A 20,548-nucleotide genomic window follows, 5' to 3' on the forward strand; every position below is an offset into this window, starting at 1 on the left:
CCGGAGCCGAATCAGGCAAACCCCTCATTCCTCCGGATGGCTGGCTCACCCCACCCTGGCAGGAGATCCGTGAACCAGTACGCCCCCGCTCGTCCCGCCTCGACGGACGAGCTACCGCGTTCCCCGCGCCACCGTTCCTGGCGGCGACCCGGCCCGATCGCGTTGTGGATCTTCACGGTCGCCCCGTTCGGGCTGGCGCTGTTCACCGCCGTACGCACACCGAAAATGCACGTGTTGCTCGATTATTGGCATGTACTGGCGAAAATCACCGACGACAACGGCGACCTGCTGTTCGGCCAGGTGTTCACCTATCACCTCGACCAACCCTTCGTCCTGCCGTCACTGCTGTTCTGGGCAGACGCGGCATGGTTTGGCGGGGACAACCGGATCCTGACCATGCTCACGGTCCTGCTCGTGGCCGGGATCGTGGCCTGCCTGTACTCGATGCTTCCGAATTCTCTATCCACTGCAACGAAAGCCGTCGTACTGACGGGTTTTTCGTGGATACTGTTCAGCTCGCACGCGGCGGAACTGTGGCTGCAGGGAACCAACGGGATCAGCTGGATTCCCGCGGTCTTCTTCTGCGTACTCGCGATCGCCTGCGCGCATCGGGGTCTGACCTGGGCTGCGGGTATCGCCGCGACACTGGGCTGCCTCAGTTTTGGGGCGGCGCTGCCGATCTGGTTCGTCCTGGCCTTGATCGCCTGGCTCCGTAAAGACTCCCGACTTCGCGTTCTCATCCCTGGCGCGATCGGGGTTCTCGTTGTCGCTGCATGGTTTCTGACCAAACCGTCCGGTCAGCAATCGCTGGCCACCTCATCGTTCGACCTAGACGGCAGGCTTTCTGTTTTCGCTGCAGCACTCGGCGGACTCTGGTCGGCGGACGTTGCTGTCGTCGCGGTGATCGCAGGCGGGATCACCATCGCCGCACTGGTTCATCTCGGTCGCGTCGCGAACCCGCGGACTTCCGGCTGGATCGCGATCGCCGCCTACGCCGTCCTGCTCGCAGGAATGCTCGCGCTGGGCCGCACGACCGCCCACGTAGCCGGCGGCAACGTCGGGCTGATCAGCCGCTACGTCATCGTCGGCGCACTCGCCACCAGCGCCCTCCTGGCGTTGGTGGCCATCAACCGTCCACAATGGCCGCTACGGCAACTGCTCATCGCCACAGTGACCATCGCCCTCGTCACCCACGCCATCGGCGGCACCAAAGCAGAACGCGTCCGCCACGACTACAGCCCGCTGAACCTCGCCGCCATCGCACTACGCGTCGACGCACCCACAGTCCTCGACACCCTGCACATCCAACGCGCCGCCGCACCCGCCGCCCGATCGCTCGGCGCCTACCCCTTCAACGACACCTTCACCCTCGGCTGCGGCGGCCCCGAACTCGGCAGCCACCTCCCGAGCTCGGCACCACTCCCCCACGGCACCGACCCCGGCGACACGCGCGGGGAAACCGGCACCCCGCTGACCGGGGACACCGTCCTCAGCGGGTGGACCACCATCGGCGGAGCCCGGGCCGACTGTATCCTCGTCGTCGACCAGAACGACATCGTCATCGGCGGCGGCCTCATCGGCTTGCCGAGTTCGGTCGCCAAGACGACGACCGCGGCACCGGAAGGCATGGCCTGGCAGGCCGTCGCACCACCCGGTGCGACGATCGACGGAGTGATCGCCGTCAAGAACGGGTCCCTCTACCGATTGCAACCACAGGAATAAGCGCAGCCGGGCGACCGTGGCGGAAGCGAGTCACGCCGCGACCGGATAGCTCGCTTGAAAGGCCAGTCGGCCGTCCGCGTCAGCCGCGATCCGGTCAAGCACGTCATCCAGCGCCATGAATACTTCCCACGGCTGCTGACCGCTAGAAGCTGCCAAGCGCGCCGTGTTCAACTCTTCCAAGTCTGGCACGCGCTTGGCCTTCCACACCTTGTCGGCAAGGCTGACCAGCAGGTCTTCCACACTGACCCCGACCGCGGTCCACGATGCGTGCGTGCTGGCGAAACGTGCCAAATCCTCCTCGACCCCAGTTTCAGCAACAGCTGATATCCGGCCTGCTCATGAGCGGAGCCTGGCCCGGACAACTCGTCGGGGTGTTCGGCTTTCCCGATGTCTCGATGGCCGCGCCGAACGCCACGGCGTCCCCATCGAACCGCTCGTCGGGATGATGCTGATGGACCCACTCCGTCAACCGACAGGCAACGTCGTGAACCGCGCGGAGGTGCGCGACCAGCCGAGGTGGGCCTGCGGCTTCTTAAGCAGAAGCGCGGCACGGGCCGGCAGGGAGCGCAAAGCAAGGTCACCGGGATCGGTCATGGCACGGTGCAGCAGCTCAGCGGTCACCCCAACCACACTGGCCCGGAGACCACCGACCAGGTCACCGCACGCACGCCCTTCGGGCAGCATCTGCAGGCTCTGGGCAGGAACCGTCGGCGCGGCACAACGCCGAACTGCTGTAGCGCGTTCTCAGTGATCCGCCGCTGAGCGGTCCTCGCTCGCCGCCCACGACGACAGGAACCTGAGGCCGTCGTGGGCAACGCTGCCAGGCTCGGCGGTCCAGACGATGAGCTGCTGCTCGGGGTCACTCGTACAGGTGAGTGCGTCCCAGTCGAGCGTCAGCTCGCCCGCGACGGGGTGGCGGAGCGTCTTGCTGCCCCGCTCGCGAGCGGTGACGCGGTGATCGCCCCACCAGGAGCGGAAGTCGTCGTCCTTCATCGACAGTTCTCCGACCAGGGCGGCCATCCGCTGGTCGTGCGGGTTGCGGCCGGCTTCCATCCGGAGCATCGACACGGCGGTGCGCGCCATGGCCTCCCACTCGACGTGCAAGCTCCTGAAAGTGTTGTCGGAGAACATCAGCCACACGTAATTCCGCTTCTTTTCCGGGATCTCCGAGAAATCCACCAGCAGCGCGGAAGCCATCCGATTCCAGCCGAGAATGTCCATTCGCCTGCCGAGTACGAGTGCGGGGCTCGTGGTCAGTTCATCCAGCACCCGCAACAACTGCGGTGACACCTTCTGCGCGGATTGGCGTCGTGGCCGTTCGGCCTCTTTTCCGGCGAGTTCGAACAGGTATTCGCGTTCGTCGTCGTCCAGATGCAACACTCGCGCCAGGACGTCGAGCACCGGCGCGGACGCCTGCCGACGGCCCTGCTCGATACGGGTGTAGTAGTCCGGGCTGATCGAGGCCAGAAGGGCGACCTCCTCACGGCGCAGCCCCTTGACCCGCCGTTTGGCACCGGTCTCGGGCAGCCCGACCGTCCGGGGGCTCACCTCGGATCGCCTGGCCTTGAGGAACTCCCCCAGTTCGTTGGCGTGGTCGTCGCTGCTCATGACCCCATTGTCGCAACAGATGCAACTCGGGAGCCTGGGCCAATTGTGTCCCTGGACAGTGGTGTGCGGGGCTGGAACCGTCCCATTGTAGGAGCACGTGAGGCGTGTGAGTCTCGAATACGAGGCCGAACGAAACGCCCGGCCGGAACAAAAGCCGAAAGAAAGATCCTCAAGATGAAGACGAACGTCACCTTCCCGAGCGCCGGGCTCGCGCTGGCCGGTCTCCTGTACACCCCGGACGACCACACCGGTGCCCCGCTGCCCGCCGTCGTCGTGTCCCACCCCGGCGGTGGCGTGAAGGAGCAGACCGCGTCGATTTACGCCGAGCGCCTGGCCCGCGAGGGTTACGCCACGCTGGTGTTCGACGCCGCGTATCAGGGCGAGAGCGAGGGCCTGCCTCGCGGCCTGGAGAACCCCTTCCAGCGTGCCGAGGACGTCCGGGCCGCGGTCACCTACCTGACCACCCGCGACGACATCGACCCGGCCAGGATCGGCGCGCTGGGCATCTGCGCGTCCGGCGGCTACGTCCCGTTCGCCGCGCAGACCGACCACCGGATCAAGGCCCTCGCCACGGTCAGCGCCGTGGACATCCGCAGCCTGCTCGTCGAAGGTCTCGGCCGCACCCAGGGCCCGGAAGTCCTGCAGGCCATGCTGGACCAGGCGGGCGCGCTGCGCACCGCCGAGGCACGGGGCGAGGCGCCGGCCGTGCAGAACTGGGCACCGGAAAGCCCTGAAGGGCTGGAGCAAGCGCCGACCCTGTACCGCGAGGCCCAGGACTACTACCGCACCCCGCGCGGCGGGCACACCAACTCCACCAACGAGTGGCCGCTGCGCAGCATCGACCAGATCGCGCAGTACGACTCCTACGCGATGATCAAGCTGATCGCGCCCCGGCCGCTGCTGATGATCATCGGCTCCGACGCCGACACCGGCTACTTCAGCCGTGAGGCCATCGAGAAGGCCGACGGGCCCAAGGAGCTGTTCGTCATCGACGGTGCCACCCACGTCGCGCTCTACGACCAGGACGAGTACGTCACCCCCGCGGTCACCAAGCTCACCGGCTTCTTCGGCGAGCACCTGACCGCCTGAACGAAAGGACAACCCCCATGGAATCCGTGACCTTCAAGAACCGCACGTGGGACGTCGCCGGGGATGTCCGCTTCCCGGAGGGCTTCGACCCGGCCAAGAAGCACCCGGCGATCATCTGCGCCCACCCGATCAGCAGCTGCAAGGAGCAGACGTCCGGCAGCATCTACGCCGAGCGGCTGACCGAGCTCGGCTACGTGACCCTGGCGTTCGACGCGTCGCACCAGGGCGCGAGCGGCGGCGAGCCGCGCTACCTCGAAGACCCCGCCACCCGGGTCGAGGACTTCCGCTGCGCCATCGACTACCTGGTGACGCAGGACTACGTCGACGAAGACCGCATCGGCGTGGTCGGGATCTGCGGCGGCGGTGGTTACGCCGCGAACGCCACGATGACCGACCACCGCATCAAGGCACTGGGCACCGTCGTCGCCGCGAACTACGGGCGGCTCCTGCGCGAGGGCGACCTGAGCGCCAACGCCGCGGTCGCGACGCTCGAGGCGATCGGCAAGCAGCGCACCGCCGAGGCCCGTGGTGCGGAGCCGCACATCACCACCTACATCCCCACCTCGGTCGAGGAGCGGGAGAAGGCCGGAATCACCGACATCGACATCGTCAACGCCGTCGAGTACTACACCACCCCCAGGGGGCAGAGCGCCGGATCTCCCAACAAGCTGCGCTTCTCCGGCCTGGAAGCAGCGGTCGGCTTCGACGCCTTCCATCTGGCCGAAGTGCTGCTGACGCAGCCACTGCAGGTCATCGTCGGTGACGTCCCGGGCGGATTCGGGTCCTACCGGGACGGATTCGAACTGTTCGACCGGGCCCGCTCGGAGAAGAAGGACATCTTCGTCGTGCAAGGCGCGAGCCACTACGACCTGTACGACCAGCCGAAGTACGTCGACCAGGCGCTGACCAAGCTGGGCGCCTTCTTCGAAGAAAACCTCTGATCAGACAGCGAAGGAGGGGCGGCTGCCGGAGCGGACGCCCCTCCTGGTCGGCCGTAGGCGGTTGTCAGCGGGACAGCGCTGCGATGAGCGGGCCCGGGTCCGGGTGCTGCGACGTGCCTTGCAGGATGACGGAGGTGGCACCGGCGGCGGCCAGCTCGTCGATCAGAGCGCGCGCACGGTCGCCAAGGGCTGGTACGTCCGGCTCGATCTCGGCGAAAACGATGACCTGCGGCGCTGGTCGGCCCGCGGCCTGCGCGGCCTCGGCGGCACGGGCGGCCTCGGAAGCGACATAGTCGGGGGTGGCCAGCAGGGAGTCGAGCAGCACGCCGTCGCCCACCTCGCCGGCCAACGCGACGGTCTTCGGCCCCCGCCCGCCGATGATGAGCGGCGGGACCCGCACCGGCGGCCAGTCCAGAGCCACCGCGTCGAGGTTCTCATAGCGTCCGGTCACGCTGACGGTCTCGCCATGCAGCAGCCGCCGGACGGCGTCGGCGTGCTCGCGCAGCAACGTCATCGGCGACGCGACCCGGGCGCCGACCTGCGCCATCCAGTCGAGCACCCCGTGCCCGAGGGTCGGGACGAACCGGTCGGGGAACATCCGCGCCAGCGTCGCGATCTCCATGGCGGCCACGGCCGGGTTGCGCAGCGGCACCGGCATCAGGCCGATCCCGACGGTGAGCCGCTCGCTCCACGCCAGCGCGGCCGCGGCACTGGTGAGACCACCTTCGAGGAAACAGTCCTCCCACAGCCACAACTCGTCGATACCGGCCTCATCGGCCGCGACGACGGTCTCCCTCAGCTCCTCCGGCGGCAATTGCGGACGGAACACCACTCCTACACGTACTTCTGTCATGCTCTCGACGCTAGTCCCACCCCGGCGCACGTCTAATCGACGAAGATGTCCTTGTGCGCGTTGGCATCGCCGTACCGGCTCAGGTCCGTGACGCCGACTTCGATGAACGCGCGGCCGTTGCTGTGCTCGTGCGGCAGGCCGAGCAGGGCGAGGGCGGCGGTGTCGATCAGGGTCTCCGGCCACAGGCAGGACGCCGGCACCCCGTCCGCGGCGAACTCGGCGGCCCAGGCCCATCGTCAGCAGCGTCATGCCGTACTTCGACGTCGTGTAGGCCGGATGGAGCCCCAGCCGGCGCGGCGGCCCGTCATCGCGACGCCGTGGGCAATGAGCCACCGGGCCGGCTGACCGGGCTACGTCGTTCAACGAAGACGGTGTCATGCCGGATGCCGTCGCGTTGGGCGATGCGTTCGCAAATGCCGACGGGCCGGTAGCCGGCTGCGCGTACGCGCGGTTAGGCATGTCGACCATGTGTGGAGCGATCGGCGGGGTCCGGATGATCTGACGGATGTCTTCGCGAACGCTGTGGTGTATGTGCAGCGGCGAGATCACCGGCCACCTGGGTTATGACAAGCGCGACCTGGCCGGCCCCGACGACCGCGCCGAGATGTTTCCGCAGTCCGGTCCGTGCGAACCCGGTGAGCTGGCCTCAGCCGCCGCGGTGTGTCGCCGCCGCTTCCCGCGCGATGTCGGCGTAGCGGGGAAAGATGGTTGGCATGGCCTCGCCATGGTCCCGTTCGTACAGCGCCGCCCAGCATCGGGCGACCAGCTCGCGGGCCTGGGCTCCGGGCCAGGGCCGGGGCAGGAATTGAGGTGGCAGCAGCGGGTCGGGATCCATAGCGCGGGTGAGTTCGGCCGCCAGTTCGACGGCCGTCGTGACCAGCTCGGCAGAGGAGAGCGCGACCGGACCGGTGAGTCGCTCGAGGCGGGACTGGGCTATGCGGCCGAGGCGGTGATACCGATCCGCGATCTCTCGCTGAGGCCAAAGACGACGGGCGAGTTCGACCGGGTCTCGGGTATCCCCCTTGCGCAGGTCCGTTGTGCTCAGAAGGGAAAGCGCGTCCAGGACGCCGAGCCTGCCCGCTGCCTCTTCGACGTAGGGCTCCCAGGCATTGGCGCTGACGTACAGTCCATTTTGGAGGGAAGCGCCGCCGAGGTGTACAAGAGTGTCGCGCAGGGCGTCCCGGGCCTTGCGCGCGGATTCGGGCACCGCGAAGGCGGCCAAATGCCAGACTCCGTCCCAGGGCTCGAGCCCGGCGTCCTGACGGAACGCGTGGCGCAGAAACTCCGCGGTGGGGCCGAACGCGTCCGTGGTGTCCGTGGTGGCGTGCAGCAGCGCCTTGCGGCCGCGGCCCTGGTGCGTGAAAGCGCCCTCGGCCACGAGACGTTTGATGCACAGCCGTACCTGCTGGTCGCTCATACCGAGGGTCGCGGCGACGGTGTACAACTCGTCCGCGTCGACCGTGCCGTCCTCCCGGACGAGCGCGTGCACGAGCATGCGAGTGGGAACCTCGACGTGATCGGTCACTGTGCCGGTAATCCTTTCGGCGCGACGCTGCGGCACATGGTCGTCACCGCACCGAATCCCAGCAGCCTACGCAGATAGGGCGTGCGTATGGTTCTTACCGTCGCGAAGCCGAGCCGTTCATACAAGGCCTTGGCACGCGAGTTGGTGTCGATCACGTCCAGCCTGATCTCCCGGCAGCCCCGCTCGGCCGCGATGGCAGCCAGTTCCTCGACGAGCAGACTGCCGATACCCTGGCCGCGAAAGCCTGGATCCACGGCGATGCCGGCCACCACGAGCCGCCCTCGTTTCGGGTGGTTTTCGAACAGGGCGAGTAGCGCAAGCCGGTACAGCCCGCGTATCCGCCCATAGGTGCGCAGCACGGCGGTGGCCGCCCCCTTGGCGGGTTCCTGGCCGCCGAGCTGATATTCCGCGAAAGCGACCAGCTCTCCTCCGGCGAACGCGCACACCGCGCGATCGGCGTCAAGGCGGGCGGCGAGGAAGGGCACCGCCTTGTCCGGCGGATTCAGCGCCGGGCCGAGTTTGCGGCCGAAGGCGCCCCAGCACAGCTCGGCCGCCCGCCGCTCGGCTCCGGCGGGAACGCTCCGCCGCAGCGTCACCGGCCCGCTGCCGGTGTCCGTCTCCTCCGCCGCCATGTCATGGCCCCTTTCTCACAGCACCCGCAAAACTATCACTCAATCACCGGTCGTACATGTAGCGATAGGTTCATGCTACTGTGCACTAGCTATCGCATACAAGTCGGTCGTTTCAATTTCGATAGATAGGTGAACGGGTGCGCAGGCGCAAGTGGCTCTGGGTGTCGTTGGTGTCGGTGATGCTGCTGATGGTCGGCGCCGGTGGCTGGATCATCTACCAGAACGATTACGACCTCGCCGAGGAGCGGGTGACGATCACCGGCGGAGCGCAACCACTGAATGGGGTCCTCGCCCGACCGACCGAAGGAAAGGGCCCGTACGGCCTGGTCGTGTTCGTCCACGGGGACGGGCCGACCAACGCCACCCACGACACCTTCTACCGGCCGATCTGGGAGGCGATGGCCAAGGCCGGCTACGCGACCCTGTCGTGGGACAAGCCCGGCATCGACAGTGCTCCCGGCAACTGGCTGAACCAGAGCATGCAGGACCGCGCCGCCGAGACCCTCATCGCGATCGCCTGGGCCAAGACCCAGCCGGGCATCGACCCCCAGAGGATCGGCCTGTGGGGCGCCAGTCAGGCGGGCTGGGTCATGCCCAAAGCCGCCCGGCAATCGCCCGACGTCCGCTTCATCATCGCCGTGGGGCCCGCGATCAACTGGCTCCGACAAGGGCGCTACGACCTGCTCGCCGGAATGCGTGACCGCAACGCACCAGCCGAAGAGGTCGCCGCCGCGGTCGCCAAGAGCGACGCGAACCTGCGTGCCCTGAAGGACAGCGAGACCTTCGAGCAGTACCAGGCCGCGGGCGGCGACGTCACCGGCCTGTCCCCGGAACGCTGGGCCTTCAACCGCCGCAACCACACCTCCGACGCGTCCGAAGACCTGGCCGCCGTCCGAGTACCGGTGCTGCTGATCCTCGGCGGGCGCGACATCCACGTCGACAGCGACGACACCGATTCCGGGTACCGGAAACTCGTCACCGGGCCGGGCCAGCTCAAGGTCAAGCGCTACGCGGACGCCACCCACAACATCGTCCCCAAGGACATCGAGGACTCGGAACTCAAGAGCGCATTCCTCGCGATCGCCGCCCCGCGCTCACTGTTCACCCCGGGCTACCTCGACGATCAGCAAGAGTTCCTGACATCGGTCGGCAAGCCCTGACAACGCGATGAATCCACCGAAGAAGTCAACACACCGGGGCATTCTCGGCAGAGACCGAACCGTGGGTGCTGCGAACAAAAAGCCCACGCCGTGCCCCGGGTCAGGTTTCGGAGCCACGCCCTTTCGCCATGCGGGCTGCCCATCGTTTCCTCGCCGCGGCACTGGTGATCTCCGCGCTGATCTCCCTGCCCGGCCCTCGGCCTGCCGGCGCTTCCCGTGTCTTACGGCACGGGAAGCGCCGGAGAGCACGGTTGCGTCAGAGGTGGGCGAGATCCTCGGGCGTGGAGGTGCGCAGGGTGAGCTTGTCGAGGATGTCCTGTGTGCCGACGCAGAGCACGGTGTGTTCGTCGTGCCAGGGCAGTTCGATGACGGAGTGCTCGAGCGCGGTGACGCGCCGGCCGGTGACCGGACGCCCGTCGCAGAGCACGGTCACCGTGCTGCGTGGGGCCTGATCGGTGGCGTGCTGGGTCCGCCGTTCATGCTCGAGCCGAGCGGCGGGGTCCGACACCGGGCCGGGATCCTCCGGATCGAACCGGTAGCGGTCGGAGTGGGCGTGGACGGCGGCACGGGCGAGGAAGTTGCTCAGGTGGAGCGCGGGGGTCTCGAGGGGCAGGCCGCGTGGGTCGATGCCGCGAGTGGAGCGGATGGTCGTGATCGCCATAGCCAGGCGGGGGCCTTGCTCGTAGAACAACTCCAGCGCCGAGGTCAGGTCGTTGACTCCGTGGCTCGACCAGCTGATGATCGTGCCGAGCCCGAGGTCGGCTCCGGCCACCGCGAGCGGAGCGGGGAAGTCGATGAGGTAGTCGGCGAGGGCGGGACCTCGCGCAGGCGGGGCCCCGCTGTTGTCAGCGTCCATGCGAGGTATCGCAATCGTGGTCAGGAGGGGCGATGCCCCGCTGGGTGGTCGGTTCAGTAGATGATAGTGCTGGCCGAGGGGCCACCGGAGAAGCAGACAGCCCCGTCGGTCAGGATCGCGAAGTTCGAGCCATCGCTCCTGACCACGGCGTAACCGGGTCCACGGGTCAGGCCGGGGACGATGCGGGTCTCGTCCCAGTAGGCGCCGCTGGCCCCGCCCGAGAAGGGCTGGGTACTCGTCCCACCGTTGTCGTCCAGTTGGACGCGCCAACTCCGAGCGGCAACGGCGTTGCGGACGTGGAAACCAGTATTCAGGCGTACGGACGCGTTGCCGATCCCGTCCTCCCATACCCAGGAACGACCACAGTTCCCCTCGACCACGTTCATCGGGAGAGCGTCGGCCGGAGCGCCTTTGCGCACCGAGTACTGGGTGCCGTCCGATCTGGTCCGGATCTCGTACCCGTGCGCCTCGGCGACCGCCGCGTCGAACCGGCCGATGTGCATCTCGCCCTCGACCACGCGCGTCGAACCGGCCGCGCCCGCGGGCGCGGCTCCCGCAACGCCCAGCCCTGCCGCAGCCACGACTGTCGAGCACACAGCGAAAAATCGTCTCATACCCATTACCAAACCCCTCCTCTGAAGTCCGCACAATGGTGCGGATGAATAAAGCGCAGCATGCTGGACCAGCAGGTGACCGCCGCGCCCTTCGACTCAAATTGAACGCAATGAAACCTGGTGAATATTTATTTCTTGCGATTCAAGCAACGTCAAGGCATACCGAAACTCGGCGACCGAGATGGCCTGAAATCACTCACTTCACTCACCGCAAGGACCGGCTATCGTAACAGCCGGAGAACAACAAGACAGGGACATGTAGCGATGTACACCTCATCGAGTTCCTGGCGTCATCTACAGCGCCTAGCACACCTAGCGGGACTGACCCGCAGCACGGGTTCTTCTCTTGGAATCGGATCAGGCACCTCATTTCACACATCATAAACGAATTCAGAGCAGGACCGATTCAAGCAGCAAGGTAAGCATTGCGCGCTGTCCAACCGCTTGACATACAACACCGTAGCGATAAATTCCCAGGGCTTGTAATCCGCCAAGCGGGTGACCATCATACACTTTCACCATTATAGATATAAGCGCCAATTGCTTCGAAAGTCCGAATGCCGCGTCCTGGTCCGCGCGAATTCGGAAGCCGGTTCCCCCAAGTGCGCCGCGTTCCGCCACGAGAGCCGCGTCATGGGAGCCACCACGAACGAACTGCCACGGCTGGATTCCCGATGGCAACACACTCGCCGCAGCCGACTACATGCGCACGCTGCGGCTCAAACAACCCAACTGATCATTTTCCGAACACAGGGGGCGCCGCGACGCGGACACGCCGACCAGAGTGCTTCAGGGCTCTCGCTTCAGCTCGACGGGGTCAGCCACGACGTCCGCCGGGCCTGCTCCCGCGTCCGCTTCCGGCTGGGCGATGTCGGCATCGTCGGCCATTCAGGCTGTGAGCTTCGCCAGACCGGCCCTGTCGCCGTAGGGCGCACCGTCTGCAACATGGTGCGCCAACTGTGCGAAGAGCTGGTGAGGGGAAACCCTCTTCGGCGGGTCGAGTCGGCGCCACAAGCAGGGAGCCCCGCCAAGAAGCCGGATCCACGCCTGGGTCTGGGTTTCCTTGTTGACGACGTCGACAGGTGTGCAGCGTTGCCTCGCCGGCCACCGCGTCGGCATGGGTACGGAATCCGCGCGCTCCTGGACCGACCCGGCCGCGGCGAGCTGGTCGGCGACGGTGTCGGCCAGCGGCCCATCCCAGCCGTGCGTGCCGTGCGGCCGGTACTGCGTCGCCCGTTCCGGGGAGAGCACGGTGACCGCGGCTTGATCGGCCACGTCCAGCGGAGCGCGATGACCGGGTCTGGGCCGCAGGGTCACGGCTGACGGCCGCGACCCGAAGCCGGGGTCGCGGCCGTCAACCCGTTCACTGTGGACTTCTCCGCCGGTTGTGAAGGGGTCAGCAAACGTAGAGGCTGTTCGGATGGACCGCTTCGCAGTAGCGGACATGCAGATGGTTGTCGTGGTTCGCGTAGCTGGTCGTCAGGCCTTCGTCGATCAGCACGGGGTCGTTGAAGAAGATGAGCTTCACGTGTCCTGGCGCGGCCGCGCGGATGGCTTTGACCAGGTCACGTGTGGCCGCTCGGTCGTAGGTGGACGAGCGCCAGGTGATCCTGCTTCCGCCGCACTGCGCGCCGTCGGTCCGTATCGGCCACAGGTCGACGTCGAGCCCCACTCGGTGACTGCTGTGCCCGGGGATGGCCCCGCCGTGTTCGAAACCGAAGTCCCCCAGCGGGACTTTTCCGCGGCCACTGGCCGTGAAGGTTTTCGCCGCGTGTTCGAGCTGTGCGACCGCGGCGCCGGTTCCCCAGTTGGCCGCCGTTCCGTTCCCGTCCGGGTCTTGATCGCACAGCCCTTGGCCGAAGTCGGGATAATCGTGATGCCAGACGAGGTTCTTCCACGTGGTGGGCCCGGCGACACCGTCCACGGCGATGCCGGCGTGCTCCTGGAAGCCGCGGACCGCCGTGGCCGTCGCCGCGTCGAATCGCCCGCTCACCGGCAGGTTCAGCCTGCGTTTGGCGTTCAGTCCCAGTTGAAGCGCTTTGACCGCCTCGCCGCTGTCGCCCGCCCGGACCGTGGGCGCCAGGGCGGCCCAGGTCTTCGGTCCCGCGATGCCGTCCACTCCGAGGGCTTGGGCGGTCTGGAAAGTGCGGACGGCCGCGACCGTGGCGGAGTCGAAGATACCGGAGGCGGGTACCGCGTGCCCGTGATGGACGAGGAGATGCTGGATCGCCAGCACCTCCACGCCCCGGTTTCCGCCGCTCTGGGTGTGGAAGAAGGCGTTTCCGTACGCCTGGGCCGGTGTCACGGTGAGGATCGCCGAACCGGCCGACAGCACCAGGACGGCGAGCGCCGCCGCTAATCTGCGCATGGGATTCTCCGGATTTCGCAGTGGTTTCAGTAGGAACAGCCCGAGGTGGGCAGGCTCGACGGTGCCGGAGGCGCAACGCCGTCGTAGATCGCCAGCAGCAGCCGCTGCGGGCAATGGCTGGTCGAGCCGATCTTGATGCCGAAATGCAGATGCGGCCCCGTCGAGTTCCCGGTGTTCCCGGTGTAGCCGATGAGCTGGCCCGCCTGGACGGTCGCCCCGGACGCCACGGCGTGCTGGGAGAAATGGCAGTAGACGAAGCGAGCCCCGTTGGCGGTCAGCACCACACCCCGGCCGCAGGAGCTGTCGTTGACCAGCGCCACCGTCCCGGCGGTGACCGCGAGGGCACGGGTGCCCGAGCCGACCGGCAGATCGATCGCCGGGTAGTCGTGGTGCGGATCGTCGTACTCACCGCGCGGCAGTGCGGTACGCGGGAGCGGGAGCGACCAGCCCGCGACGGAGGGGGTCCCGCCGATGAGCCACTGCCACGTGGTGGCGTCGACGAGCGACGTCGCGGGAAGTCCGTGCTTGGTCTTGAAGTCCGTCACCGCGGTCGCGGTGCTCGCCGCGAATGTACCGTCCGGTCTGACCTGGTAACCGTGGCGCGCCAGCTGGTGTTGCGCCCCCTTCACCGCCTCGCCGGTCGCGCCGTTGTCGAGGTTCATCACCAGCTTGCCCCAGGTCTTGGGGCCCACGATGCCGTCGGCCGTCAGTCCCTGTGCGGTCTGGAACGCTTTCACCGCCGCCTGGGTCTTCGGGCCGACGATACCGTCGGCTTCGATCTGCGCGCCGCGCTGCCGGAGCAGGTACTGCGCCGATGTCACCTCCGGGCCGGTGGAGTCACCTGTCACCAACGGCCACGCCGGGGCGGGCGCAGCGTGCGCGGATCCCGCGCCGATCATCACCATGGCCACGACGGTGGCGAGAAAAGTCAGTAGGCGCCGCATGACACTCCTTGTTCGTGCAGGTACGGAGCCGGAACCCTAGAACGCGGATTCCTTGCGCTGGAAGCCTTTCCACGGGCACGAAAACGCTTCCGGCGCCCGGTCGCGCGCCGATAACCTCCCGCCTTCGATTCCGGGAGGAGAACCGATGAAACGAATCCGGCGGGCAGGCGCCACCGCACTCGCGGTCGCGCTGCTGTCCCTCGTGACCCCGGCGGCCGATGCCGCCACGGGCTCGCGCACCGTCACCTACCACGGCTACCAGCTCGACGTTCCCGACGGCTGGCGGGTGGTCGACCTGGCGGCCGCGCCGGGCACCTGCGTCCGGTTCGACTCCGAGACCGTCTACTTGGGACACCAGACCCAGGAACCGGACTGTCCGGCGAAACTCGTCGGCCGCACGGCGGGTCTGGTGATCGAACCACTCGCGGACCTGACACCCGAACAGGTTCCCGGCGGCGTGGAGACCGCGCCGCCGGGGACGGCCACCCCACCGCCCGGGACTCCTTCCCGCGAAGGGACCATCCGGGTCGCCGTCCCGGACGCCGGCGTACTGATCACCGCGGGCCACACCGGCGCGACCGAACGGACGGTGCGGGCAGCGCTGGCCGGCGCGCGTCTGGTCGCAGGCGGTGCGCGTGCCGTCCTTCCCGCGAGACCGGCAAGGGCGGCCGCGGCGGCGCCGATCGTGGCGCCCGGGACCTTCCAGGGCAAGGGATTCGAAACCTGCGCCGCACCGGCCCAGGCCACGATGGACGCCTGGCGAGCCTCTCCGTACCGGGCCGTCGGCATCTACAGCAGTGGTGACCTCCGTGCCTGCGCGCAGCCCAATCTCACCCCGGCGTGGGTGGCGAACCAGGCGGCCCGCGGCTGGCGCTTCATCCTCACCGACGTCGGCAGACAGGCCCCGTGCACCGGATACCGGCTGAAGATGTCCCATGATCCCGCGATCGCCCGGCAGCAGGGCCGGGACGCCGCGGCGAGCGCGATCGCGGCCAACACCGCGCTCGGTTTCGGCGCGGGCAGTGTGATCTACAGCGACATCGAGGGCTACTCGTCCACGGCGGCGTGCAAAGCCGGCGTGCTGTCCTACGTCAGCGGCTGGACCGAAGCACTGCACGCGAAGGGCTGGCTTTCCGGCGTCTACACCAGCGCCGGATCAGGGATCAAGGACTTGGCCAGCGCCTACACGAACACCTCGTACATCAGACCCGACCACATCTGGTTCGCCTGGTGGAACGACAAGGCCGACACCGACACCGGCTCCTACGCCCCGAACACCTACTGGGCGAATCATCAGCGGATCCACCAGTACGCCGGTGAGGTCGCCGAAACCTGGGGCGGGGTGAGGATCCCTGGTATCGACCGTGACTACCTGGACGTCGGGCCGGGCACGACGCTGCCGTGTGACACGGTGAGCCTCGACTTCACCGCGTACCCGCGAATCGCCTCGGGCGCGACCGGGAACCCGGTCAAGGCGGCGCAATGCCTCTTGTCGGCCACCGGACGGCCGACAGGCACCTTCGACGAAGCGACGGTGTCCGCCACCAAGGCGTTCCAGCAGGCTCACGGGCTCACCGCGACCGGTGAGATCGAAGCGCGCACGTGGACCGCGCTACTGTCCACAGGGGACACACCCACCCTGCGGCCGGGGGCGACCGGCGCCGCGGTGAACCGCCTGCAACGAGCGCTCACCGCCGCCTCGGGCAAGACCCTCGCCATCGACGGCGCGTTCGGGCCGAACACCGAAAAGGCGGTCCGCGACTACCAGAGCTCCCGCGGGCTCGGTGTCGACGGCGTGGTCGGTCAGGCCACCTGGGGCGCGCTGCAGGCCGGCCGGTGAGCGTCGTGCCGGACCTTTTCACTCAGGCGAAAACGATTGTCCACGCTCGCTCCCGCTTCCTACCGTCGTCCGTCGTGGCGAACAAATGGTTTCCCGTACTGGCGGCCGCGGCCGCATTGACCTTCGTGACCTCTCCCGCGACGGCCGCGCCGGCACCCGCGGCACTCCCGGGCATCCCGCAGGCGGACGTGAACGGCGACGGCATCGCCGACCTCGTGCTGTCCACTGGAGCACGGCTGACCTACAGCGGTGACACCTCCCTCCGTCCCCACGATCTCGGCGGCTCGGTGCTGGTGGTGCCCGGCGGGACCATCCCGCCCGGTGCCCCCTCGGCACTGGTCAACCAGAACACCGCCGGCGTCGGGCTCGGCATGGAGGCCTCCGACAAGTTCGGCGCCGCGCTCGCGACCGGCGACTTCAACCGGGACGGGCTGGCCGACGTCGCGATCGGCAACCCGGGCGAATCGGTCGGCGGCCTGGCGAACGCCGGCACGGTCAGCGTCCTCTACGGCCAGCGCACGGCGCCCTATCTCCGTGCTCTTCCGGGGGCGCTCGGGACGATCAACCAGGACACCGCGGACGTGCCGGGGGCGATGGAGGCCGGTGACCTGTTCGGAGCCTCCCTGGCGACCGGCGACTTCAACGGGGACGGTTACGCCGACCTCGGGATCGGGTCACCGGGTGAGGCGATCGAGACGAAGGCACGCGCCGGCGCGGTGTGGATCCTCTACGGCGGCGGCGCCGGGCTCACCGCGCGGAACGCGATCGCGTTCAACCAGGACGACCCGGATCTGGCCGGGGCGTCCGAAGCGGGAGACCTGATGGGCTGGGCGCTGGCCGCCGGAGACGTCACCGGCGACAAACGCGACGACCTCGCCGTGGTCTCCTCGGGTGAGGTGATCACCGGGACCGCGAACGCCTGGGGGTCGGTCCACCTGCTGCACGGCTCGGCGAGCGGGCTCTCCGCCAACGCGTCCTCCTACATCAGCGTGGGCAACGCGGCCACCGACGGAAAATGGCGGGGCGCGGTCATCGGCCGCTTCCACGGCGGCGCCAACGCCGACCTGGTCGTCCAGGCCGACCGTCGTCGCGGCGGCCCGGCCGGGTCGGGAGCGCTCGTCTCCGTGCGGGGCGGGAACGCCGGGCTGACCACCGCGGTCGAGGTGATCGACCAGTCCGGTGACGCGATCCCGGGAAGCCCGGAGGCCAACGACTACTTCGGCGGCTCCCTCGCGGTCGGCGACCTCGACGGCGACACCGTCGACGACCTGGCCGTCGGAATCCCGAAGGAGGACAACCGCACCGGCGCGCTGTGCCTGCTGCGCGGCGGCGCGAGCGGGTTGTCGTCCTTCCCCGCCACCGCGGTCGGTGAGAACACCGCGCCGGTCAACGCCGGCGCGGCCGTGGGCGAGGGTTTCGGATACGGCCTGCGGATCCTCGACATCACCGGTGACGGCAAACCGGAACTGACCGTCTCGGCTCCCTGGGAGGACGGCGGTCCGCAGACCGGGGCGATGTTCGTACTGAACACCGGGCCGGCGGGCAACGCGCTCACGGTGACCGCGGCACGCAAGCTCACCCGCGCCCAGATCGGCACGCCGACCGCTTTCGGCCCCGGGGCCCCGTTCGCGGGCAACTCCGCCGTACTGGACGACAACCTGGAAACACCTAAGTAGGGATGGGGAAATGAGCAAGTTCAACCGACGGACCTTCGTCTTCGGTACCGCCGTCACCGTGGGGGCGGTGGCACTGGGCGGCCGGGCGAGCGCCGCACTGCCCTACCCGTTCAAACTCGGCGTCGCGTCGGGTGATCCGCTGCCCGACGGTGTCGTGCTGTGGACCAGGCTCGCGCCGGACCCGCTGAAGAACGGCAACGGCGGGATGCCGACCACGGCGACCGCGGTGGACTGGGAGGTCGCGACCGACGACAAGTTCACGAACGTGGTCAGGAACGGCCAGTTCACCGCCGTATACGCCGACGCGCACTCGGTGCACGTCGAGGTCAGCGGGCTGCAACCGGACTACGAGTACTACTACCGGTTCCGCGCCGCCGGGCACATCTCACCCGTCGGCCGTACCCGGACCGCTCCCGCGTTCGACACGTTCGGACGCGACCTGTTGATGGCCTTCACTTCGTGCGCGCATTACGAAGACGGTTTCTACACCGTGTACCGGCGCATGGCCGAGGAGCGTCCCGGCCTGATCCTGCATCTCGGTGACTACATCTACGAAACCAGCAACAAGGAAGACGGCAGCCGTCCCCGGTATCACAAGAACAAGGACGAACTCACCGAGATCGGCCACTACCGGCAGCGGTACGCGGAATACAAGATGGACGCGGATCTCCAGGCCGCGCACGCCGTCGCCCCCTGGCTGGTCGTCCCGGACGATCACGAGGTCGAGAACAACTACGCCGGGGACCATCGGGACAACAACAAGCCCACTTTGCCCAAGGGCTGGGACCAGCGCCGAGCGGACGCGTACAAGGCCTACTACGAGAACATGCCGCTCCGGGGTGGCGCCAAGCCGAACGGGCACAGGATCCAGCTGTACCGGCGCGTGCGCTGGGGGAAGCTCGCCACCTTCCACATGCTCGACACCCGCCAGTACCGGAGCGACCAGGCGTGCGGCGACGGCTGGAAGTACTGCCCCGAAGCCGGTGAACCGTCGCGGAGCCTGCCCGGTATCGCGCAGGAGAACTGGCTGCTGGACGGCTTGTCCCAGCGGCAGGGGACCTGGGACGTGATCGGTCAGCAGGTGTTCTTCGCCCGGCGGGTGGACCCGCAGGGCGCGTCCGGAATGGACGGCTGGGACGGCTACCCCGCTTCCCGTGACCGCCTCCAGAAGGGCTGGGTCCAGCGCGGTGTCCGCAACCCGGTGGTCCTCACCGGTGACGTGCACCGCGCCTGGGCGAACGAACTCAAGGCGGACTACACCAATCCGGGCTCGCCGGTCGTCGGCACCGAACTCGTCACCAGCTCGGTCTCCTCCGGCGGCGACGGCGCGAAAGCCGGCGGTGTCCCCAACCAGGCCGAGAACCCGCACCTCAAGTTCTACTCCCAATACCGGGGTTACGTCCGGACGAAACTGAGCCAGGCCAAGATGGACGTCGACTTCCGTTACGTCGAGCAGGTCACCGTGCGCAACAAGGCGGCCTTGACGGCGCGTTCGTACGTGATCGAGGAAGGCCGTCCGGGTTTGCAGTCCCCGTGACCGGTGTCCGGGGCCCGGCCGTGAACCTCTCGCGACCGGGCCCCGGACGCTCAGCCTTCCGCCAGGAGCGCGAGGCCGAGTGGGGTGATCGAATGCAGCACGGACTGCCCGATCTGGCGGCTGGTGATCAGACCGGCGGCGCGCAGGGTGGCGGCCTGCTGGCTCGCCGTCGGGAGACTGGTCTTCGTCCGGGAAGCCACTTCGGTGGTGGTCCCGGGACGCTCCCCGATGACCTCGAGGACCCTGGCCCGGGTCCGGCCGAGCAGGGACGTCAGCGGCCGGTGCGCCGCTTCGTTCGCCGACCAGCCCACCTTGTGTTCGATCGGATACACCAGGGTCGGTTCGAGCTCGCCGTCCAAGAAGGTCGTCGGCAGTCCCCAGCAGAAGAAGGACGGCGCGAGACACAGCCCCCGCCCGTCCAGGCGCAGTTCGTGTTCGACCGGATAGTCCAGCTCCAGAACGGGATAGGTCCACCGCGCCGAGGGGTGCACCTGGGCGAGCAGGGACTCGCATCCCTCCTCGGTCATCGTCTTCACTTGCCTGGCGCGTACCTGCTCGACCCGGCCGCACACCCGCACCCAATACGGGGCGAGGCAGGCCGTGAAATACCGCTCGACCGAGTCGGCGAGCCGGGTGAGCGTCTCCGGTCTGCCCTCGGCGAGGCCGGTGGTCCACGAGGGGAGCCGCCGGGTCCCGGCGAGTACGGCCAGATCGGCCCGAAGTCGCTTCCTCGGGGTTCGGCGCAGCGCTTCGAGCCCCTCCGCCAACGAGAGGTTTCGCAGCGTCGGGGTGAGGAAATCGACGGCGTAGCCGGATTGGGAGGCGAGGTCGGCCAGCGGCCGGGTGGTGAGGTTTGCCGCCTTCGCAACCGATCTTCGCCACTCTTCGAAGAAGATCCCGCCTTCGCGGCCGCGCAGCCGGTACATGCTCAGCAGGACTTCCCACATCGGCTGCGGTGCCGCACTGATCCTGGTCCTGGCGAGGTCTTCGGGTGTGAAATGGATTCTCAGCACGGCCGTCTCCCACGACAACCGTGCTCCCACCGGTCGGGAACAAGCACGAACGACAAGACATACCCCCTGGAATGAATCCCCATGCCACCAGGCCACCGGACGGACACACGGCTACTGGCAGTCCCCCTTGCGCCGTTCGATGTTAGGGGATCCACGGCGTGCTCGACACC

Annotated in this window: 20 protein-coding genes; 7 read left to right on the forward strand and 13 right to left on the reverse strand. The window is 68.1% G+C overall.

Annotated elements, in window-relative coordinates; all coding sequences use genetic code 11:
- Positions 1–69 precede the first annotated feature (69 nt).
- Complete coding sequence (locus tag BLW75_RS07630) at positions 70–1,722, forward strand: hypothetical protein (RefSeq protein ID WP_034307185.1); 1,653 nt, start codon at positions 70–72, stop codon at positions 1,720–1,722.
- Between the two features lie 30 nt (positions 1,723–1,752).
- Here the strand turns inward: BLW75_RS07630 and BLW75_RS43435 are convergent, their stop codons facing one another.
- The 3 genes from BLW75_RS43435 to BLW75_RS07640 form a co-directional block, all read right to left on the reverse strand.
- Positions 1,753–1,962, reverse strand: coding sequence for a nitroreductase family protein (locus tag BLW75_RS43435; RefSeq protein WP_241783338.1), 210 nt, complete (start codon positions 1,960–1,962; stop codon positions 1,753–1,755).
- Between the two features lie 225 nt (positions 1,963–2,187).
- Positions 2,188–2,343, reverse strand: coding sequence for a hypothetical protein (locus BLW75_RS43180; RefSeq protein WP_198935671.1), 156 nt, complete (start codon positions 2,341–2,343; stop codon positions 2,188–2,190).
- 123 nt (positions 2,344–2,466) lie between these two features.
- On the reverse strand, positions 2,467–3,330 hold the full coding sequence (locus BLW75_RS07640) for a helix-turn-helix domain-containing protein (RefSeq protein ID WP_034307188.1): 864 nt from the start codon (positions 3,328–3,330) through the stop codon (positions 2,467–2,469).
- Positions 3,331–3,504: 174 nt separating this feature from the next.
- Between BLW75_RS07640 and BLW75_RS07645 the strand changes: the two genes are divergently transcribed.
- Both BLW75_RS07645 and BLW75_RS07650 read left to right on the forward strand, forming a co-directional pair.
- Positions 3,505–4,419: an alpha/beta hydrolase gene (locus BLW75_RS07645; protein WP_034307190.1), complete on the forward strand. Its 915-nt coding sequence runs from the start codon at positions 3,505–3,507 to the stop codon at positions 4,417–4,419.
- A 17-nt stretch (positions 4,420–4,436) separates the two neighbouring features.
- Positions 4,437–5,360, forward strand: coding sequence for an alpha/beta hydrolase (locus BLW75_RS07650; RefSeq protein ID WP_034307192.1), 924 nt, complete (start codon positions 4,437–4,439; stop codon positions 5,358–5,360).
- A 64-nt stretch (positions 5,361–5,424) separates the two neighbouring features.
- Here the strand turns inward: BLW75_RS07650 and BLW75_RS07655 are convergent, their stop codons facing one another.
- The 4 genes from BLW75_RS07655 to BLW75_RS07665 all read right to left on the reverse strand — a co-directional run bounded on the left by BLW75_RS07655 (position 5,425) and on the right by BLW75_RS07665 (position 8,370).
- Positions 5,425–6,213, reverse strand: a complete 789-nt coding sequence (locus BLW75_RS07655) for an LLM class flavin-dependent oxidoreductase (protein WP_034307195.1) — start codon at positions 6,211–6,213, stop codon at positions 5,425–5,427.
- A gap of 32 nt (positions 6,214–6,245) precedes the next feature.
- Positions 6,246–6,413 (reverse strand): hypothetical protein, encoded by a 168-nt coding sequence (locus BLW75_RS42740; protein WP_158005354.1) that lies wholly within the window; start codon positions 6,411–6,413, stop codon positions 6,246–6,248.
- 446 nt (positions 6,414–6,859) lie between these two features.
- The gene (locus BLW75_RS07660) at positions 6,860–7,738 is read right to left on the reverse strand and encodes a DNA-binding transcriptional regulator (protein ID WP_034307197.1); all 879 of its coding nucleotides are present in this window, start codon (positions 7,736–7,738) and stop codon (positions 6,860–6,862) included.
- A complete protein-coding gene (locus BLW75_RS07665) occupies positions 7,735–8,370 on the reverse strand; it encodes a GNAT family N-acetyltransferase (protein WP_034307200.1) in 636 nt (211 codons plus the stop codon). Before BLW75_RS07665 ends, BLW75_RS07660 begins: the two co-directional genes overlap by 4 nt.
- Positions 8,371–8,507: 137 nt before the next feature.
- Here BLW75_RS07665 and BLW75_RS07670 point away from each other — a divergent pair, with 137 nt between their 5' ends.
- A complete protein-coding gene (locus tag BLW75_RS07670) occupies positions 8,508–9,530 on the forward strand; it encodes an alpha/beta hydrolase family protein (protein WP_241783340.1) in 1,023 nt (340 codons plus the stop codon).
- Between the two features lie 256 nt (positions 9,531–9,786).
- Here the strand turns inward: BLW75_RS07670 and BLW75_RS07675 are convergent, their stop codons facing one another.
- From BLW75_RS07675 to BLW75_RS07695, 5 genes are all read right to left on the reverse strand, one after another.
- Complete coding sequence (locus BLW75_RS07675; RefSeq protein ID WP_034307202.1) at positions 9,787–10,386, reverse strand: hypothetical protein; 600 nt, start codon at positions 10,384–10,386, stop codon at positions 9,787–9,789.
- A 53-nt stretch (positions 10,387–10,439) separates the two neighbouring features.
- Complete coding sequence (locus BLW75_RS07680) at positions 10,440–10,967, reverse strand: hypothetical protein (RefSeq protein ID WP_143055305.1); 528 nt, start codon at positions 10,965–10,967, stop codon at positions 10,440–10,442.
- A gap of 921 nt (positions 10,968–11,888) precedes the next feature.
- Complete coding sequence (locus tag BLW75_RS07685) at positions 11,889–12,317, reverse strand: hypothetical protein (RefSeq protein WP_143055306.1); 429 nt, start codon at positions 12,315–12,317, stop codon at positions 11,889–11,891.
- 79 nt (positions 12,318–12,396) lie between these two features.
- The gene (locus BLW75_RS07690) at positions 12,397–13,368 is read right to left on the reverse strand and encodes a penicillin-insensitive murein endopeptidase (protein WP_034307209.1); all 972 of its coding nucleotides are present in this window, start codon (positions 13,366–13,368) and stop codon (positions 12,397–12,399) included.
- Positions 13,369–13,394: 26 nt separating this feature from the next.
- On the reverse strand, positions 13,395–14,312 hold the full coding sequence (locus BLW75_RS07695; protein ID WP_034307210.1) for a peptidoglycan-binding protein: 918 nt from the start codon (positions 14,310–14,312) through the stop codon (positions 13,395–13,397).
- 145 nt (positions 14,313–14,457) lie between these two features.
- Here BLW75_RS07695 and BLW75_RS07700 point away from each other — a divergent pair, with 145 nt between their 5' ends.
- The 3 genes from BLW75_RS07700 to BLW75_RS07710 all read left to right on the forward strand — a co-directional run bounded on the left by BLW75_RS07700 (position 14,458) and on the right by BLW75_RS07710 (position 19,365).
- Complete coding sequence (locus BLW75_RS07700; RefSeq protein WP_034307212.1) at positions 14,458–16,152, forward strand: glycoside hydrolase domain-containing protein; 1,695 nt, start codon at positions 14,458–14,460, stop codon at positions 16,150–16,152.
- A 74-nt stretch (positions 16,153–16,226) separates the two neighbouring features.
- A complete protein-coding gene (locus tag BLW75_RS07705; RefSeq protein WP_143055307.1) occupies positions 16,227–17,828 on the forward strand; it encodes an FG-GAP repeat protein in 1,602 nt (533 codons plus the stop codon).
- A gap of 10 nt (positions 17,829–17,838) precedes the next feature.
- Entirely contained in the window at positions 17,839–19,365 is a 1,527-nt protein-coding gene (locus BLW75_RS07710) for an alkaline phosphatase D family protein (RefSeq protein WP_034307217.1), read from the forward strand.
- A gap of 50 nt (positions 19,366–19,415) precedes the next feature.
- Here BLW75_RS07710 and BLW75_RS07715 read toward each other — a convergent pair whose 3' ends face one another.
- Positions 19,416–20,378, reverse strand: a complete 963-nt coding sequence (locus tag BLW75_RS07715) for an ArsR/SmtB family transcription factor (RefSeq protein ID WP_034307220.1) — start codon at positions 20,376–20,378, stop codon at positions 19,416–19,418.
- Between the last annotated feature and the right edge of the window lie 170 nt (positions 20,379–20,548).

It is taken from the genome of Amycolatopsis lurida (assembly GCF_900105055.1).
Lineage (GTDB): Bacteria > Actinomycetota > Actinomycetes > Mycobacteriales > Pseudonocardiaceae > Amycolatopsis > Amycolatopsis lurida.